Annotated in this window: 17 protein-coding genes; all 17 read right to left on the bottom strand. The window is 71.1% G+C overall.

Annotated elements, in window-relative coordinates:
- Positions 1 to 21: 21 nt before the first annotated feature.
- The 17 genes from der to ACH3VR_RS21290 all read right to left on the bottom strand — a co-directional run bounded on the left by der (position 22) and on the right by ACH3VR_RS21290 (position 16851).
- Positions 22 to 1545 (bottom strand): ribosome biogenesis GTPase Der, encoded by a 1524-nt coding sequence (gene der / locus ACH3VR_RS21370; protein WP_397558358.1) that lies wholly within the window; start codon positions 1543 to 1545, stop codon positions 22 to 24.
- On the bottom strand, positions 1542 to 2303 hold the full coding sequence (cmk, locus tag ACH3VR_RS21365) for a (d)CMP kinase (RefSeq protein WP_397558357.1): 762 nt from the start codon (positions 2301 to 2303) through the stop codon (positions 1542 to 1544). The genes der and cmk overlap by 4 nt, the downstream gene beginning before the upstream one ends.
- The gene (locus ACH3VR_RS21360; protein ID WP_397558356.1) at positions 2296 to 3405 is read right to left on the bottom strand and encodes a prephenate dehydrogenase; all 1110 of its coding nucleotides are present in this window, start codon (positions 3403 to 3405) and stop codon (positions 2296 to 2298) included. Before ACH3VR_RS21360 ends, cmk begins: the two co-directional genes overlap by 8 nt.
- Entirely contained in the window at positions 3402 to 4223 is an 822-nt protein-coding gene (locus tag ACH3VR_RS21355) for a pseudouridine synthase (RefSeq protein WP_397558355.1), read from the bottom strand. The genes ACH3VR_RS21360 and ACH3VR_RS21355 overlap by 4 nt, the downstream gene beginning before the upstream one ends.
- On the bottom strand, positions 4220 to 4819 hold the full coding sequence (gene scpB, locus ACH3VR_RS21350; RefSeq protein ID WP_397558354.1) for an SMC-Scp complex subunit ScpB: 600 nt from the start codon (positions 4817 to 4819) through the stop codon (positions 4220 to 4222). Before scpB ends, ACH3VR_RS21355 begins: the two co-directional genes overlap by 4 nt.
- Positions 4809 to 5648 carry a segregation and condensation protein A gene (locus tag ACH3VR_RS21345; protein ID WP_397558353.1) on the bottom strand — a complete coding sequence of 280 codons (840 nt, stop codon included), beginning with the start codon at positions 5646 to 5648 and terminating at the stop codon, positions 4809 to 4811. Before ACH3VR_RS21345 ends, scpB begins: the two co-directional genes overlap by 11 nt.
- On the bottom strand, positions 5632 to 6516 hold the full coding sequence (locus tag ACH3VR_RS21340; protein ID WP_397558352.1) for a ParA family protein: 885 nt from the start codon (positions 6514 to 6516) through the stop codon (positions 5632 to 5634). Before ACH3VR_RS21340 ends, ACH3VR_RS21345 begins: the two co-directional genes overlap by 17 nt.
- A gap of 141 nt (positions 6517 to 6657) precedes the next feature.
- Entirely contained in the window at positions 6658 to 7260 is a 603-nt protein-coding gene (locus ACH3VR_RS21335) for a vitamin K epoxide reductase family protein (RefSeq protein WP_397558351.1), read from the bottom strand.
- 59 nt (positions 7261 to 7319) lie between these two features.
- Positions 7320 to 8264: a site-specific tyrosine recombinase XerD gene (gene xerD, locus ACH3VR_RS21330; RefSeq protein ID WP_397558350.1), complete on the bottom strand. Its 945-nt coding sequence runs from the start codon at positions 8262 to 8264 to the stop codon at positions 7320 to 7322.
- A gap of 4 nt (positions 8265 to 8268) precedes the next feature.
- Positions 8269 to 8838, bottom strand: a complete 570-nt coding sequence (locus ACH3VR_RS21325) for an NUDIX domain-containing protein (RefSeq protein WP_397558349.1) — start codon at positions 8836 to 8838, stop codon at positions 8269 to 8271.
- Entirely contained in the window at positions 8831 to 10528 is a 1698-nt protein-coding gene (locus ACH3VR_RS21320) for a CTP synthase (RefSeq protein ID WP_397558431.1), read from the bottom strand. Before ACH3VR_RS21320 ends, ACH3VR_RS21325 begins: the two co-directional genes overlap by 8 nt.
- A gap of 17 nt (positions 10529 to 10545) precedes the next feature.
- Positions 10546 to 12243, bottom strand: coding sequence for a DNA repair protein RecN (gene recN, locus ACH3VR_RS21315; protein ID WP_397558348.1), 1698 nt, complete (start codon positions 12241 to 12243; stop codon positions 10546 to 10548).
- Complete coding sequence (locus ACH3VR_RS21310; RefSeq protein WP_397558347.1) at positions 12240 to 13199, bottom strand: NAD kinase; 960 nt, start codon at positions 13197 to 13199, stop codon at positions 12240 to 12242. Before ACH3VR_RS21310 ends, recN begins: the two co-directional genes overlap by 4 nt.
- A complete protein-coding gene (locus ACH3VR_RS21305) occupies positions 13196 to 13996 on the bottom strand; it encodes a TlyA family RNA methyltransferase (RefSeq protein ID WP_397558346.1) in 801 nt (266 codons plus the stop codon). The genes ACH3VR_RS21310 and ACH3VR_RS21305 overlap by 4 nt, the downstream gene beginning before the upstream one ends.
- On the bottom strand, positions 13993 to 14154 hold the full coding sequence (locus ACH3VR_RS21300; RefSeq protein ID WP_397558345.1) for a hypothetical protein: 162 nt from the start codon (positions 14152 to 14154) through the stop codon (positions 13993 to 13995). The genes ACH3VR_RS21305 and ACH3VR_RS21300 overlap by 4 nt, the downstream gene beginning before the upstream one ends.
- Positions 14155 to 14197: 43 nt before the next feature.
- On the bottom strand, positions 14198 to 15235 hold the full coding sequence (locus tag ACH3VR_RS21295) for an HAD-IIA family hydrolase (protein WP_397558344.1): 1038 nt from the start codon (positions 15233 to 15235) through the stop codon (positions 14198 to 14200).
- Entirely contained in the window at positions 15235 to 16851 is a 1617-nt protein-coding gene (locus ACH3VR_RS21290) for a primosomal protein (RefSeq protein WP_397558343.1), read from the bottom strand. Before ACH3VR_RS21290 ends, ACH3VR_RS21295 begins: the two co-directional genes overlap by 1 nt.
- Between the last annotated feature and the right edge of the window lie 138 nt (positions 16852 to 16989).

Raw genomic sequence — 16989 nt, 5'->3', positions numbered from 1 at the left:
CCGCGGCCGTCAGCCCGCGACTCAGCGCTGCTTGCGCTCGCGCACCCGCATGTTGATGACGATCGGCGAACCCTCGAAGCCGTACAGCTCGCGCAGGCGGCGCTGGATGAACCGGCGGTAGCCGGGGTCGAGGAACCCCGTCGTGAACAGCACGAAGGTCGGCGGACGCGTGGATGCCTGCGTGCCGAACAGAATGCGCGGCTGCTTGCCGCCCCGCACAGGATGCGGGTGCTCGGCGACGAGCTCGGCGAGGAACGCGTTGAACTTGCCCGTCGGGATCCGCTGGTCCCACGACTCGAGTGCCGTCTCGAGCGCCGGAACGAGCTTGTCGAGGTGACGCCCGGTGCGCGCGGAGATGTTGACGCGCGGCGCCCACGCTACGTGCGCGAGGTCCTGCTCGATCTCACGCTCGAGGTAGCGGCGACGGTCGATGTTCTCCATGTCGTCGTCGCCCAGGCGATCCCACTTGTTGTAGGCGAGCACGAGCGCGCGGCCCGACTCGAGCACGAGGTCGATGATGCGCACGTCCTGCTCGCTCACCGGCTCGCTCACGTCGAGCACGACGACGGCGACCTCGGCCTTTTCGAGCGCGGCCGACGTGCGCAGCGACGCGTAGAAGTCGGCACCCTGCGACAGGTGGACGCGACGGCGGATGCCGGCCGTGTCGACGAAGCGCCACAGCTTTCCGCCGAGCTCGACGATCTCGTCGACGGGGTCGCGGGTCGTGCCGGCGAGCTCGTTGACGACGACGCGCTCCTCGCCCGCGGCCTTGTTGAGCAGCGACGACTTGCCGACGTTGGGGCGACCGAGGATCGCGACGCGGCGCGGTCCGCCGATCTCCTGCTTCGCGACGGCCGAGATCTCGGGAAGCACCTTCATGATCTCGTCGAGGAGATCCGCGACGCCGCGGCCGTGGATCGCCGAGACGGGCCACGGCTGGTCGAGACCGAGGTTCCACAGGGCGGCCGCCTCGGGCTCCTGGCGGGCGTCGTCGATCTTGTTCGCGACGAGGAAGACCGGCTTGCCGCTCTTGCGGAGGAGCTTCACGACGTGCTCGTCGGTCGAGGTCGCGCCGACCATCGCATCGACGACGAACAGCACGACGTCGGAGAGGTCGATCGCGACCTCGGCCTGCGCCGCGACGGAGCGGTCGATGCCGCGTGCGTCGGGCTCCCATCCGCCGGTGTCGACGATCGTGAACCGGCGTCCGAGCCACTCGGCCTTGTAGGTTACGCGGTCGCGCGTGACGCCGGGGGTGTCCTCGACGACGGCCTCACGGCGACCGAGGATGCGGTTGACGAGCGCGGACTTGCCGACGTTCGGGCGGCCGACGATCGCGACGACCGGAAGCGCCGGCAGGAACTCGATGCCGTCCGCGCCGAGCGTGACGCCGGCGAGGAGCGCGGCATCCTCGTCGTCGAGCTCGTAGTCGCCCAGCGACGCGCGCAGCGTCTCGGCCCGCTGTTCGGCGAGCTCCTCGTCGAGGTCCGCGAGCTTCGCGGCCAGGTGGTCGGGCGCGCCCTCGTACTCTTCGTCAGCGCTCATCGGGCGCCTCCATCCCCATCGGTCTCTGATCGTGCTCCGACCGGTCGCTGAGCCTGCCGAAGGGTCGCGCGCACGACGTCGAGCACGGCGGCCACGGTCTGGTCGAAGTCGAGGTCGGTCGAGTCGACGACCGCCACCCCGGGAGCGGCCGTCAGAAAGTCGACGACCTTCGAGTCGGAGGCGTCGCGCCGGTGCAGCGCTTCCGCGATGGCGGCGGCGTCGTGCGACGTCAGTTCGGCGCTCCGGCGCGCCGCCCGTACCTCGGGCGCGGCCGTGAGCAGGATGCGCACGGGCGCCTCAGGGGCGACGACGGTGGTGATGTCGCGGCCCTCGACGACGACTCCCGGTCGGCCGGAGTGCGCGACGAGCGAGCGGAACAGAGCGTTGACCGACTCCCGCACGGGAGGCACGCGTGCGACGCCGCTGACGGCATCCGTCACCCGCGGCTCCCGGATCGCCTCGGTGACGTCCGTCGTGCCGACCCGCACCCAGTAAGCGTCGGGGTCGAGCGAGATGGCGTAGTCGAAGTCGCCCGAGACATCGAGCACCGCCGTCGAGTCGGATGTGTCCGCCCCGTGGGCGAGCGCGTGCCAGGCGAGGGCGCGGTACGCCGCACCGGTGTCGAGGTAGCCGTAGCCGAGCTCGCGCGCGGCCTGCTTCGCGACGCTCGACTTGCCGCTGCCCGCGGGGCCGTCGATCGCGACGACAACGGGCTCCGCCGGGGGAGCGTCGGCTGCCGGCCGGAAGATCTCAGTCATTGACACTCGCAATCCTCCAGCCGCGGGCCTCGAGCCCTTCGATGGCGCCGCGCACGGCGCTCGGCTCGACCGAGATCTCGGCAAGGCCGAACTGCGCACCCGGTGAATGCTCCAGGCGCAGGTCCTCCACGTTGACGCCCAGCTCGCCGAGCTCCCCGAACAGGCGGCCGAGCTGGCCCGGCCGGTCGTCGACCATGACGACGAGGCTCTCGAAACGACGGTTCTGGCCGTGCTTGCCCGGCAGACGCTCGACGCCGTCGTTGCCACGGCGGATCGTGTCGGCCACGGCCCGTCGTGCCCCAGGCACGTCGGGGTCGCGCAGTGCGTCTGCGACCGCGGAGAGGTCCGCGGCGAGCGCGTCGAGCACGTCGACGACGGGCGCCGAGTTGGCGCCGAGGATCTGCACCCAGAGTTCGGGAGCGGATGCCGCGATGCGTGTCGTGTCGCGCACGCCCTGCCCCGCGAGGCGCAGCGACCCGTCGGGCGCGCCGACGAAGCGACCCGCGAGCAGGCTCGCCACGAGCTGCGGCACGTGCGAGACGAGCGCGACGGCGCGGTCGTGGTCTTCGGGGCTCATCTCGATCGGCGTCGCCCCGAGGTCGAGCGCGAGGCCCTCCACGAGGGCGAGATCGGAGGCCGACGTCTCGCCGTCGCGGCAGACGACCCAGGGCCGCCCGATGAAGATGTCGGCACGCGCCGCGATCGCACCACCGCGCTCGCGCCCCGCGAGCGGGTGCGACCCGATGTACCGATGCAGATCGACGCCGCGCTCGCGCAGGGTCATGAGCGGCTCGAGCTTGACGCTCGCGACGTCGGTCACGACCGCGCGCGGGAAGCGTGCCAGCTCACGCTCGATGACGTCTGCTGTGACGTCGGGCGGCACTGCCACGACGACGAGCGCCGGCTCGTCGTTGTCGCGCGCCGCGCGCCCCGCGCCGTAGTCGATCGCGAGGCGGAGCTGTGCGGGAGAGGTGTCGTCGAGGGCCACGTCGACGCCGTTCGCCGACAGGGCGTGCCCGATGCTCGATCCGAGGAGGCCCGCGCCGACGATGCGCACCGTCCCCTGCACGCGGGCAGAGAGCGCGCTCGTGGAATCGCTCACCGTGTCTCCTGATCCTCCGGCGACTCGTCGGCCGCCTGGCGCGAGGATGGGTCGACCGCGCCGCTGTCACGGCGCGCGAGAGTAAGCAGCGCGCCGCGTTCCACCTTAGTCAACTCGCGTGCGCGCCCGACTGGGAGGGTTCCCAGGTGCAGCGGCCCGAACTGCCGGCGCACGAGTTCGACGACGGGATGCCCCACCTCGGCCATCATGCGCCGCACGATGCGGTTGCGGCCCGAGTGCAGCGTCAACTCGACGAGCGACGCCCCCTCTGCTTTCGAGCTCGACAGCAGCCGCGCCTTGTCGGCGGCGATCGGGCCATCCTCGAGGTCGACGCCCTTCGTGAGGCGCGCGATCGTCTGCGGCGTCACGCGGCCCTCGACCTTGGCGATGTAGACCTTCGTCACACCGAACGATGGGTGGGCAAGCACGTGGGCGAGCTCGCCGTCGTTCGTGAGCACGAGCAGGCCGCTGGTGTCGGCATCCAGTCGCCCGACGTTGTACAGGCGCTCGGGCCACTCCTTCGTGAACTGTCGCAGGTCGGGACGGCCACGCTCGTCCTTCATCGAGCTCACGACGCCGCGCGGCTTGTTGAGCAGCACGTATCGCTTCGACTGATCGAGCTGCACGGCCGTGCCGTCGACGTCGACGAGGTCGTTCTCGGGGTCGATGCGCGAGCCGAGCTCGGTGACGACCTTCCCGTTGACCCGCACCCGTCCCTCGACGATGAGCTGCTCGGCCACCCGTCGCGAGGCGACGCCGGCGTTCGCCAGCACCTTCTGCAGCCGGACGCCGTCCGGCCCCTCGACAGGCTCGGTCATCGGACGACCTCCTCGAAGCCGTTCGCCCCGTCGTCGAGGAGGGGCGAGATGTGCGGCAGCTCGTCGAGCGAGTTGATGCCCAGATTCACCAGAAGCGCGTCGGTCGTGCCGTAATGGATCGCGCCCGTCTCGGCGTCGGCGAAGACCTCCGTGATGAGACCGCGCGCGAGAAGCGTGCGCACGACGGAGTCGACATTCACCGCGCGGATGGATGCCACCTGCCCGCGCGTCACGGGCTGCTTGTAGGCGATGACGGCGAGCGTCTCGAGCGCCGCCTGCGAAAGGCGGGACGGCGCCTGCGCGCCTACGAACTCCGAGACGAGGTCGTCGTGCTCCTCGCGCGCGTAGAGCCGCCAGCCGCCGCCGACCTCGCGCAGCTCGAAGCCCCGGCGCGGGCCGCCGGCCAGGCCGTCGTAGTCCTCGACGAGCGACTCGATCGCCTGCCGCACGGCCGGCACGGGCGAGCCGACGGCCGCCGCGAGGCTCACGAGGCTCTGCGGCTCCTCCACGATGAGCAGGATCGCCTCCAGCCGGCGCGCGACGCTCGCCGCGGCATCCATCCCGGGCGACGCCCCGGTCGAAACATCATCGGTCATAGTCGGCCCCCAGGGTCGCGAGATTCTCGTCGGACCACCGCTCGGCGGTCCAGCGCAGGGTGAGTTCGCCGAGCGGTTCGAGCTGTTCGAACGACAGTGCGGCGTGACGGTAGAGCTCCAGCACGGACAGGAAGCGCGCGACGACGATGCCGGGCTGCGTGACGCCCGACACGAGCTCGCGAAAGCTCAGGCTGCCCGCTGCCCGCAGCAGCGTCACGACGACGGCCGCCTGTTCCCGGATGCTCACGAGCGGCGCATGCAGATGGTCGAGGCCGACGTGCGGAATCTCCTTCGGCGTCATCGCGAGCACCGCGAGGGCGGCGAAATCGTCGACGCTGAGCGTCCACACGAGCTCGGGCACGGCGTTGCGGTACTTCGCATCGAGGCGCACCGACCGCGAATGCCGCCGGTCCTCGCGGCGGATGCACCGTTCGAACCACGCCGAGACCTCCTTGAAGGCCCGGTACTGCAGCAGGCGGGCGAACAGCAGGTCGCGCGCCTCGAGCAATGCGACCGATTCGGCGTCGACGAGCTCGCCCTGCGGAAGCAGGCCCGCGACCTTCATGTCCAGGAGCGTCGCCGCCACGACGAGGAACTCGGATGCCTGCTCCAGTTCTTCCTCGGGATCGAGTTCGCGCAGGTACGAGATGAACTCGTCCGTCACCGTCGACAGGGCGACTTCGGTGATGTCGAGCTCGTGCTTCGAGATGAGCGTCAGGAGCAGGTCGAACGGCCCGTCGAACACGCCGAGCGATACGCGGAACCCCGACTCGGGAACAGCGGGCTGCTGGGGGTCGGGCGCTGTGGCGTCCTCAGGCGACGGCGCCACGGGCGACCAGCTCCCGCGCCAGCCGCAGGTAGGCCTGGGCGGCAGCGTGCTCGGGCGCGAACTCCGTGATGGGGACGCCCGAGACCGAGGCGTCCGGGAACTTCACCGTGCGCCCGATGACGGTCTCGAGCACATCGTCGCCGAACGCCTCGACGACCCGCTCGAGCACTTCGCGCGAGTGCAGCGTGCGCGGGTCGTACATCGTCGCGAGCAGGCCGTCGAGCTCGATCGAGGGGTTGAGGCGGTCGCGCACCTTGTCGATCGTCTCGATGAGCAGCGCGACGCCACGGAGGGCGAAGAACTCGCACTCGAGAGGGATGAGCACGCCGTGGCTGGCTGTGAGGGCGTTGACGGTGAGCAGGCCGAGCGACGGCTGGCAGTCGATCAGGATGACGTCGTACTCGGGCGCGAGCTTGCGCAGCACGCGCGACAGGATCGTCTCGCGTGCGACCTCGTTGACCAGCTGCACCTCCGCGGCCGACAGGTCGATGTTCGCGGGGATGACGTCGAGGTTCGGCACGTGCGAGCGCACGACCGCATCATGCGGGTCGCGCTTGCCGTCGACCAGCAAGTCGTAGACGGTCGGGATGTCGTGCGGCTGGATGCCGAGCCCCGCCGACAGCGCGCCCTGCGGGTCGAAGTCCACGGCGAGCACCTTGCGGTCGTAGCCGGCCAGCGCCGCCGCGAGGTTGATGGTCGTCGTCGTCTTTCCGACGCCGCCCTTCTGGTTGCAGAGCGCGATGATGCGCGCGGGTCCGTGGCCCTCGAGCTTGGGAGGCGTCGGGAAGCCCTGATAGGGACGCCCGGTGGGGCCGATGGGCGTGTCCTCTGCCGAGGCCTTCGCTGCGCCCGTCTTTGTGCCCGCCACCGAATCTCCTGCTCTCACGGTTATCCGGTCGATTCTATCCACGCGGCCGCGCACCGCCCGCGAGACTTCACGAATGTCCGCGAATCGCTCGCGGCGCGTGACACTCGTGAAGTCTCGCGACGCGCTGCCCGGACAGAGGGCTCAGAGGCTTCCCAGCACGTCGAGGCGCACCTGCGCGGCGATTGCGATGAGGGCGTAGTCGAGCACCGTGATGAGCGGCGCCCACCGGAGCATGACGGCGCCGACACGCGAGGGGCGTCCCCACACCCCGTCGCGGATCGTCCACGACAGCGTGAACCAGAACAGCGGGATCGTGACGAGCCAGACGACCATGCACCACGGACAGAGCGAGCCGAACTCGAAGATGCTGCGGTACGCGAAGAAATGCACGAGCAGGAAGCCGCCGAACACGAAGATCGCGAAGACGCGCCAGTACCAGCGCCGCAGCCCCGCGGGCGCCGCGAGCGCGCTGATGCCGGCGTACGCGGGCCCGAGGAACAGCACGATCCCGAGGATCGCGTTCGTGAACCCGAGCAGGTTGCCCGCGGGCGACAGCAGATTCGGACCGCACGTCACGATCGCGCTGAACGAGCACGTGATGAGAGGTGCGGCATCGGTCAGCTGGCCGATGTACTCGAGATACAGCAGGAACGACACGATCCACGCCGCCGCTCCCGCGACGATCCAGAAGACCGCCAACCCGACGGGAGGGCGAAGGGTCCCACCGCCTTCGACTTCGCTCATGCCTTCATTCTCGACGGCGGACCCCGCGCGGGCCGGGACGTTCGGCCGTGGAAAATCGATCAGCGCGCCCGGGGGTGCGACGTCGCGTAGACATCGCGCAGCGCATCGACCGACACGTGGGTGTAGATCTGGGTCGTCGCGACCGACGCGTGTCCGAGAAGCTCCTGAACGACCCGCACGTCGGCGCCGCCCTGCAGCAGATGCGTCGCGAACGAATGCCGGAGCGTGTGCGGCGACACGTGCACCGTGAGCTGTGCCCGCTCTGCCGCCTGCTGGATGACGAGCCACGCGCTCTGCCGCGACAGCGGCGCGCCGCGCGCCCCGAGGAACAGCCGAGGCGTCGCTTTCCCGCGCCTCGAGAGCTCCGGCCGCGCGCGCGTGAGATAGGCGTCGATCGCCGCGCGCGCGTACGACCCCACCGGCACGATCCGCTCCTTCGCCCCCTTGCCGCGCACGCGCAGCACGTCGCCGTGCGACACGTCGTCGACGTCGAGGTCCACGGCCTCCGAGACGCGCGCACCTGTCGCGTAGAGCAGCTCGAGCAGAGCGCGATCCCGGATGCCGGTAAGTTCCGCACCACCGGTCCCCGAGCCTGTCGAGGTGTCGACTCCGGGCGCCGGGCCCGAGGCATCCAGGAGTCGCTCCACCTGATCGATCGTGAGCGCCTTCGGGAGCCGCTGCGGAAGCTTCGGCGGACGCAGCCGCGCCGACGGATCGGCGGTCTCGATCCCCTCCCGCGCGAGGAAGCGATGCAGCCCGCGTACCGAGGACTGGAGCCGGGTGAGACTGGATGCCGCCGGCTGCGGCTGCGCGGACGACCGATCGGCGATGAACTCGGCGACGAGGGCCGGGGTCACGGCATCCGACTCCGTCGTGCCGCGCTCGCCCAGCCACAGGGCGTAGCCCGCGAGGTCGCGACGATAGGCCGCGACGGTGTTGCCGGACAGGCCGCGCTCGATCGAGATGTGCCGCAGGTAGGCGTCGATCGCGCGATCCAGCCGCATCGCCTCAGCCTCGCCGGAGCTTCTCCGCCGCCGCCAGCACGCCGACCGACAGGATGCCGTTGCGCATGCGCCCCTCGAGCACCGCGGTCACGGCGTCGGCCAGGGGCACCCACTCGACGCGGATGTCGGCTTCCTCCGCCTCGCGCGCATGCGCTTCGGCGAGTGGCGTCAGCCCCCGGGCGAGGAAGAGGTGCACGACCTCGTCGTTGCCGCCGGGCGTCGTGAAGATGCTGACGAGGGGCTGCCATTCGGCCGCTTCGAGGTCGGCTTCTTCGGCGAGCTCGCGCCGCGCCGTCTCGAGCGGCGTCTCCCCCGCGATGTCGAGCAGACCCGCGGGGACCTCCCAATCGCGGTGACGCACGGGATGCCGGTACTGCTGGATGAGCAGCACACGTTCCTCGTCGTCGACGGCCACGATCGCCGCGGCCCCCGGATGGTCGACGTACTGGCGGACGAGCTCGTCGCCGTTGTAGCGGAAGGTGTCGCTGCGAAGGTCCCACACGCGGCCCTCGTACACGAGATCGCTCGCGGTGACCTCGACCTGCACCGGCTCGTCGCGCAGCGCGTCAGTCACTCTCGACCTCGAACAGCTCGCTCGAGCGGTGGCGCTCGAGGGCGGCGCCCACGAGCCCGCGGAAGAGCGGATTGGCGTTCGTCGGGCGTGAGCGCAGCTCGGGGTGCGCCTGCGTGGCGATGTAGTACGGGTGCACGTCGCGCGGCAGCTCGACGTACTCGACGAGGTTCAGGTCGGGGTTGATGCCCGAGAAGAGGAGTCCCGCGTCGGCGATCTGGTCGCGGTAGCGGTTGTTGACCTCGTAGCGGTGGCGGTGACGCTCGGAGGCACGGCCCGCGCCGTAGACCTCGGCCGCGATCGAGCCCTCGGCGAGCTCGGCCGGGTAGAGCCCGAGCCGCATCGTGCCGCCCATGTCGCCCGCCTCGAGGATGTCGATCTGCTCCTCCATCGTCGCGATCACGGGGTGCTCCGTGTCGGGGTCGAACTCGCTCGACGAGGCGCCCTCGATGCCGGCGACGTGGCGCGCGTACTCGATCACGATGCACTGCAGCCCGAGGCAGATGCCGAGCGTCGGGATGCCCTGTTCGCGCGCGAACTTGAGCGCGCCGATCTTGCCCTCGATGCCGCGGATGCCGAACCCGCCGGGGATCACGATGCCGTCGAGCGGACCGAGCGCGCGCTCCGCGCCCTCCGGCGTCTCGCACTCGTCGGACGGGATCCAGCGGACGTTGACGTGCGTCTCCTGGGCGAACCCGCCCGCCTTGAGCGCCTCGGTGACGCTGAGGTAGGCATCCGGCAGGTCGATGTATTTGCCGACGAGGCCGATCGTGACCTCGTGCTTCGGGTTGTGCACGGCGTTCAGCACGCGCTGCCAGCGCGACCAGTCGACGTCGGCCGCCTTCGCGAGGCCGAGCGTGCGCACGATGTACTCGTCGAGGCCCTGCTCGTTGAGCATCGTCGGGATGTCGTAGATGCTCGGCACGTCGACGGCGTTGACGACCGCATCCTCGTCGACGTCGCACATGAGCGCGATCTTGCGCTTGTTGGCCTCGGTCACCGGGCGGTCGCTGCGCAGCACGAGCGCGTCGGGCTGGATGCCGATCGAGCGGAGCGCTGCGACGGAGTGCTGCGTCGGCTTCGTCTTCTGCTCGCCCGACGCGCCCATGAACGGCACGAGCGAGACATGCACGAAGAACACGTTGGCGCGGCCGAGCTCGTGGCGGATCTGTCGGGCCGACTCGATGAACGGCTGCGACTCGATGTCGCCGACCGTGCCGCCGATCTCGGTGATGATGACGTCGGGCTTGGGCGTCTCGTCGGCCTGCAGGCGCATGCGGCGCTTGATCTCGTCGGTGATGTGCGGGATGACCTGCACCGTGTCGCCGAGGTACTCGCCGCGCCGCTCCTTCGCGATGACCTCCGAGTAGATCTGCCCCGTCGTGACGTTGGCCGCCTGGCTCAGCTCGATGTCGAGGAAGCGCTCGTAATGCCCGATGTCGAGGTCGGTCTCGGCGCCGTCGTCGGTCACGAAGACCTCGCCGTGCTGGAACGGGTTCATCGTGCCCGGGTCGACGTTGAGGTAGGGGTCGAGCTTCTGCATGACGACCCGGAGTCCGCGCGCCGTGAGCAGATTGCCGAGGCTCGCGGCGGTCAGACCCTTGCCCAACGAGGAAACGACACCACCGGTCACGAAGATGTGCTTGGTGGTGTCGTTCGAAGTCGTGGATCCCGGAGCGCCTGAAGTCTGCATCACGGGCTTTTACCCTATCAGCGCGCGGCCGTGCGAAGGCTGAGCAACTCGCGGGCATGGGTGAGGGCCGCGTCGGAGTCGGGCATGCCCGACAGCAGACGCGCCATCTCGGCCTCGCGATCTGCGCCCTCGAGGCGCCGCACATCCGACGCCGTCACCGAACCGTCGCTCGCCTTCACGACCGTCAGGTGGTTGGTCGCGAACGCGGCGACCTGCGCGAGGTGCGTCACGGCGATGACCTGGGATGCCTCGGCCAGGCGCGCGAGCCGTCGCCCCACCTCGATCGCGGCGGCCCCGCCGATGCCCGCGTCGACCTCATCGAACACGAACGTCGGCACGGGATCGACGCTCGCGATGACGACCTCGATCGCGAGCATGACACGGCTGAGCTCACCTCCCGACGCGCTGCGCGAGACAGGCCGCGGCTCCGAGCCCGGGTGCGGCGCGAGGAGGATCGCCACCTCGTCGCGTCCATGGCTGGATTCGGCACCGGGCGTGACGGCGACGACGACCCGCGCATCGGGCATCGCCAGCGCGCGCATCTCGGCCGTCACCTTCTCGCCGAGCCGCTCGGCGGCCGCCGTGCGGGCGGCGGTGAGCCGGGCCGCGGTCTCGTCGAGGGCGGATGCCGCGGCATCCCGTTCCGCCGTGAGCCGTTCGATGCGGTCGCCGTCGTCGTCGAGCTCGGCGAGCCGCGCCGAGCCCGTCTCGAGCAGCGCGAGTGCCTCGTCGAGCGATCCGTGCGCCCGCGCGAGGCCGTTGATCACCGCGCGGCGCTCTTCGACGGCGGCGAGCTCGTGGGGCCCCGACTCGTCGAGGTCGGCGAGGTAGGCCGCGAGCGACGCCGCGAGATCCGCGACACGATAGCCGAGCTCGGCCGCCTGTCCCGCGAAGTCCTCGAGCTGCGGGTCGCGGCCGGAGGCACGCTCGAGCGCGCGCCGCGCCTCGGCGAGGAGCGCACCGACGTCGGGGGCCTCGCCCTCGCCCGACAGCGCGTCGTGCGCCGTCGCGGCCGCCAGTCGCAGCTCCTCGGCGTTGGCGAGCCGTTCGGCGCGGACGGCGAGCTCGGCGTCCTCGCCCGCGACGGGCGCGGCCTGCTCGATCTCGTCGATCGCGGCACGCAGCTCCGCGGCTTCGCGCGCCCGTGCGTCGCGGTCCGTCGTGATCGAGTGCAGCTCGCGATCGACGTCGCGCCAGTGCTCGAAGGCAGTGGCGTACGCCTCGAGCGCCGACTGCACGGGAGCGCCGCCGAAGCGGTCGAGCGCGTCGCGTTGCGCGGCGGTCGAGCGCAGCCGCAGCTGGTCGGACTGGCCGTGCACGACGACGAGCTCATCGGCGAGGTCGGACAGGACGCCTGCCGGCGCCGCGCGCCCGCCGACGGTCGCGCGGCTTCGCCCTTCGCTGGAGATCGTGCGTCCGAGGAACAGCTCTGCCCGCTCGTCGCCGAGCGGCTCGAGGTCGCCGCCTGCCTCGCGCACGCGCTCCGCGACCGGCCCGTTCTCGGGCACGAGCCACACGCCGTCGACGGAAGCCTGGGGAGCGCCGGCGCGGACGGCGCCGGAGTCGGCGCGCTGGCCGAGCAGCAGCCCGAGGCCCGTCACGACCATCGTCTTGCCGGCGCCTGTCTCGCCCGTGATGGCCGTGAAGCCGGGACCGATGGGCAGCGTCGCCTCCGCGATGACTCCGAGGTCGCGCAGGCGCATCTCCTCGATCACAGAGCGTGCTCCCCCGCGGGCGCGGTGCGCACGGGCGCCGTGAGCGCCGAGGGCCCGCGCCATCCCTCGACGGGCAGGCGGAACTTGCGTACGAGGCGGTCCGTGAACGCGGCCGGATGCAGGCGGGCGAGGCGCACGGGTCGCTCCGAGCGGCGGACGACGACGCGGGCGCCGGGGGGCAGATCGTGCGAGCGCCGGCCGTCGCACCACAGGACGCCGGTGCCCTGGTTGCGCCGCAGCACCTCGATCGCGACCGTGTGCTCGGGGCCGACGACGAGAGGCTTGGCGAAGAGGGCGTGCGCCGACAGCGGCACGACCGCGATGGCCTCGACCGTGGGCCAGATGACGGGGCCGCCGGCGGAGAAGTTGTAGGCCGTCGAGCCCGTCGGCGTCGACACGACCATGCCGTCGCAGCCGAACGACGACAGGGGGCGGCCGTCGATCTCGATGACGACCTCGAGCAGCCGCTCGCGACTCGCCTTCTCGACGGTCGCCTCGTTGAGGGCCCACGTCTCGTAGACGACGTGGTCGGTGTCGTCCTTCACCCGCACGTGCAGCGCCATGCGCTCCTCGACGCGATAGTCGCGATCGATGACCCGCCGCACCGCGTCGTCCATGTCGTCGCGCTCGATCTCGGCGAGGAATCCGACGTGGCCCATATTGATGCCGAGGACGGGGGCCATGCCCTCGCGCACGAGCTCGGCCGCGCGCAGGATCGTGCCGTCGCCGCCGAGCACGATCGCGAGCTCGATGTCGTCGACCGGCACGTCGACGCCCAGCGTCGCGACGTCGCCGAGGTCGGCGATCGAGGGCCGCAGCTCATCGAGATCTTCGGGCGCGAGCACGGCGCGCGCGCCGGCGCTGCGCAGGGCGGTGATGACACGGCGCGCCGCATCGACGGTCTCGTCGCGATGGGCATGCGCGACGACGAGGATGCTGCGCTCTGCGTCGATCATCGGGCTCCCGCCAGTCGGTTCACGGTGCTCAACCATTCTGTCGGATTGGTTCCGCGGCCCGGCGCGAGATGCGCGACGTACTCGGAGTTCCCGTGCGTGCCGGCGATCGGGGAGGAGACGACGCCGAGGGTGCCCAGCCCGATGTCCCACGCCGACCACAGCACGCCCGCGACGGCGTCGGCCCGGAGGTGTGGATCGGTCACGAGTCCGCCCTTGACGGCGGTGCGGCCCACCTCGAACTGTGGCTTGATGAGGAGGATCAGGTCGGCGTCGGGCGCGGCGACCGCCGCAGCCGCTGGCAGCACGAGTCCGAGTGAGATGAACGAGAGGTCGCCCGTCAGGATCGAGGGGGCCTCCGCGACGCCGCTCGCCTCGGCGAGCGAGGCGGGCGTCATGTGGCGCACGTTGAAGCCTTCGACCGAGACGACGCCCGCATCCGCCGCGATGTCGGCGGCAAGCTGGCCGTGGCCCACGTCGACGGCGATCACGCGTTCGGCACCGCGTTCGCGCAGCACCTGCGTGAAGCCGCCGGTCGACGCGCCCATGTCGAGCGCGACGCGACCGCTCGGGTCGACGGCGAACGCGTCGAGCCCAGCGATGAGCTTGTGCGCGGCGCGGCTCACATAGTGGTCGGCACCCGCGACCTCGAGCGCAGCATCGTCTCCGACGGGCGTCGACGGCTTCACGACGACCCGTCCGTCGACCGTCACGAGGCCGTCGGCGATGAGGGATGCCGCATGCGTGCGCGACCGAGCGAGTCCGCGCCCGGCGAGGGCGGCGTCGAGGCGAGGGCTCATGCCCGCGGGAGGGTCGGCCCCGAGTCGAGCTGTCGGGCCAGCGACTCGTTCAGCGCCTCGTAGGCGGCCGCGCGGGTATGCAGCGGCTGGGCTTCGATGACTTCGAGCGCCGAGACGAGGTCCGCGCGCGCGTCGGACTGCGGCTCCGGGTGGTCCATAGGTCCCAGGATACGGTCCCCCGGGGCGAACCCCGGGGAGCGCTCACGGCCGGTGGAACGGATCCGCGTAGAGCCGCTCGGGCACGCGGAAGCCGTAGATGGCGCGACCCGAGTCCCAGATCGCCTTCGCACCGGCGCGCAGCAGGTCGATCGGCCGGTCGCCTTCGGACAGGATCCGGATGTCCGCGCCCTCGATCCGCACGGTCGCCCCGCGCACCGTCACGGCGCCGTCGCGCACGCGCGCTTCAGGGTAGGGCTCGTGCAGCTCACGCAGGTCGGAGAGCAGGAACGTCGGCTGCGAATCGGATGCCGCCGCCAGCACATGCTTCGGACGATCGATCCCCGTCAGGACGAGCGCCGAAGGCACCCCCGCCCGATTGGCCCCGACGATGTCGGTGTCGAGCCGGTCGCCGAGGAACAACGGGCTCTCCGCGCCGAATCGGGCGACGGCCTCATCGAAGATGGGCGTCTCCGGCTTGCCTGCGACCGTCGCGAGACGGCCGACCGCCGTGTGCACAGCGGACACGAGCGTGCCGTTGCCCGGCGCGATGCCGCGAGCCTGGGGGATCGTCCAGTCGGTGTTGGTGGCGATCCACGGGATGCCGCCCTCGTCCTCGGGAACCTTGAGTGCGTACGCCGCCTCGGCGAGCTGCAGCCAGCCGACTTCGGGCGCGAATCCCTGTACGACGGCGGCGGGCGCGTCGTCGGCGCTGCGCGTGACGATGAAGCCGGCCTTTTCGACCTCGCTGACGAGACCCTCGCCGCCGACCACGAGAACGGTCGCGCCGGCGGGGATGAGGTCGGCGAGCAGCCGCATCGCGGCCTGCGGGCTCGTCACGACGTCGTTCGGCGCGGTCGGAAGCCCCAGCTCGCTGAGATGCGCCGCGACGGAGGCATCCGTCCGCGACGCGTTGTTCGTGATGTACCCGAGGCGTCGGCCCTCGCGGGCCCGATTGAGGCTGTCGACGGCGTGCGGCAGCGCCCCGGCGCCCGCGTAGACGACCCCGTCGAGGTCGGCGAGCACGACGTCGACGCCGTCGAGCGGCGCAGCCTCAGGCGTGCGGCGGCCGAACAGCGCCATCAGGCGCGGTCCCCGTCGGAATGCTCGTCGACCCCGGCTTCCTCGAGCAGCTCGCGGACCTCCTCCTCGACCGTGAGGTCGTCTTCCTCGTCGGGCTCCGCTTCGGGCTCCGCCGGCGTGGCCTCAGGCTCTGCCTGCGCCGCCTCGGCGACGTCTCCGGCCTGCTCGTCTTCGTCAGGCTCGTCGTCGCCGTCCTGCTCGTTGTCGTCGTCGCCGTGCTCCTCGAAGACCTCCTCGACGATGATCGTCTCGGTGTCGCCGATTCCGGACGCCTCGTCGAGAGCCTCCGCCGCGATGACGGCGCGGCGATACCACTCGTTCGCCTCGTCTTCGCGACCGAGCTCCTCGAGCACAGTGGCCCGCGCGGCGAACAGGGCCGGGCTCCAGTCGAACGCCCGATCCGGATCGAACTCCGGGATGTCGAGCTCGGAGAGGGCCCGCTCGGGCTCACCGAGATCGAGGCGTGCGCCCGACATCGCGATCGCGAGCTCGACGCGCACGGGAACCGGCAGCGCCGCGCGGTCGACGGCGCGCCCGACCTCGAGCGCTCGATCGGGTCGGCCCACGCCGCGCTCGCTGTCGACCATGAGCGCGATCTGGTCTTCGCTCCCCGAGATGCGGCGGTAGGTGCGCAGCTCGCGGAGGGCGAGCGCGTAGTCGCCCGTCGCATATGCCGTGATGGCAAGCGATTCGCGGACGACGGCGATGCGGCCGGCGCGACGGGATGCCGCCAGGGCGTGCTGGTGCGCGAGCTCCGGGTCTTCATCGATGAGCTGCGACGCCATCGCGAGGTGACGCGCGACCTGGTCTGCGTTCTCCTTGCTCAGCGTCTTGAGCTCGTTGCGAGCGCTCGGGTGCAGATCCTTCGCGGTGACCTCTTCAGGAATGAAGGGCTCTTCGTGCCGCTCGCGGACGGGACGGATCTCCCCCGGACGCATCGCGCGATCGGGACGGTCTGCACCGCCGCGGGTCGGACGAGGTGAACCGCCCGAGCGCCCGTACGGCTTCTTTCCGCCGTCGGGCCTGCCGTAGGGACGAGGGGCGTCGCCGTCGCGTCGCCCGTAGGGGCGGGCGTCGCCGTCGCGCTTCGCGTACGGCTTCCGCTCGCCATCACGCGCTGCGTAAGGCTTCCGCTCGCCATCACGCGCTGCGTAAGGCTTCCGCTCGCCATCACGCGCTGCGTAAGGCTTCCGCTCGCCATCACGCTTCGGATAGGGCTTGCGCTCTCCGTCACGCGGTGCGTACGGCTTCCGCTCACCATCGCGCGGTGCGTAAGGCTTCCGCTCGCCGTCACGCGCTGCGTACGGCTTCCGCTCCCCGTCGCGCTTCGGATAGGGCTTGCGCTCGCCGTCGCGCTTCGGATAGGGCTTGCGCTCGCCGTCGCGGGGTGCGTAAGGCTTCCGCTCGCCATCGCGCTTCGGATAGGGCTTGCGCTCTCCGTCGCGCTTCGCATACGGCTTCGCGTCGCCGTCGCGCTGGGGATACGGCTTGCGCGGGCCGTCGGCCTTCACGTAGGGCTTCTTGCCCGCGGCCTTCGAGTGCGAGCCTTCGGGGGATCGGCGATCGGTGCGCGGCCGCTGCGCGCGCTCGTCGTCGCCTGGCTGTCGTTCTGCCATTCTTCGATCCTTCCCCGTGGCCGCCTCGTGGGCAATGCATGGCCGTTAACGCGAAATGGCCACCCTGCGTTGGGTGGCCATTTCGGTAATGGAAGTCCGGCGGTGTCCTACTCTCCCACAGGGTCGCCCCTGCAGTAC

Source organism: Microbacterium alkaliflavum, from assembly GCF_044325405.1.
In the GTDB taxonomy this organism is placed as follows: Bacteria; Actinomycetota; Actinomycetes; order Actinomycetales; family Microbacteriaceae; genus Microbacterium; species Microbacterium alkaliflavum.
This window is presented reverse-complemented; position numbering and strand designations above follow the sequence as displayed.

Coding starts and splice junctions, on each gene's coding strand:
- der (WP_397558358.1), bottom strand. CDS start 1,545: ATGAGCGCTGACGAAGAGTACGAGGGCGCGCCCGACCACCTGGCCGCG.
- cmk (WP_397558357.1), bottom strand. CDS start 2,303: ATGACTGAGATCTTCCGGCCGGCAGCCGACGCTCCCCCGGCGGAGCCC.
- ACH3VR_RS21355 (WP_397558355.1), bottom strand. CDS start 4,223: ATGACCGAGCCTGTCGAGGGGCCGGACGGCGTCCGGCTGCAGAAGGTG.
- scpB (WP_397558354.1), bottom strand. CDS start 4,819: ATGACCGATGATGTTTCGACCGGGGCGTCGCCCGGGATGGATGCCGCG.
- ACH3VR_RS21335 (WP_397558351.1), bottom strand. CDS start 7,260: ATGAGCGAAGTCGAAGGCGGTGGGACCCTTCGCCCTCCCGTCGGGTTG.
- xerD (WP_397558350.1), bottom strand. CDS start 8,264: ATGCGGCTGGATCGCGCGATCGACGCCTACCTGCGGCACATCTCGATC.
- ACH3VR_RS21320 (WP_397558431.1), bottom strand. CDS start 10,528: ATGCAGACTTCAGGCGCTCCGGGATCCACGACTTCGAACGACACCACC.
- ACH3VR_RS21310 (WP_397558347.1), bottom strand. CDS start 13,199: ATGATCGACGCAGAGCGCAGCATCCTCGTCGTCGCGCATGCCCATCGC.
- ACH3VR_RS21305 (WP_397558346.1), bottom strand. CDS start 13,996: ATGAGCCCTCGCCTCGACGCCGCCCTCGCCGGGCGCGGACTCGCTCGG.
- ACH3VR_RS21300 (WP_397558345.1), bottom strand. CDS start 14,154: ATGGACCACCCGGAGCCGCAGTCCGACGCGCGCGCGGACCTCGTCTCG.
- ACH3VR_RS21295 (WP_397558344.1), bottom strand. CDS start 15,235: ATGGCGCTGTTCGGCCGCCGCACGCCTGAGGCTGCGCCGCTCGACGGC.
- ACH3VR_RS21290 (WP_397558343.1), bottom strand. CDS start 16,851: ATGGCAGAACGACAGCCAGGCGACGACGAGCGCGCGCAGCGGCCGCGC.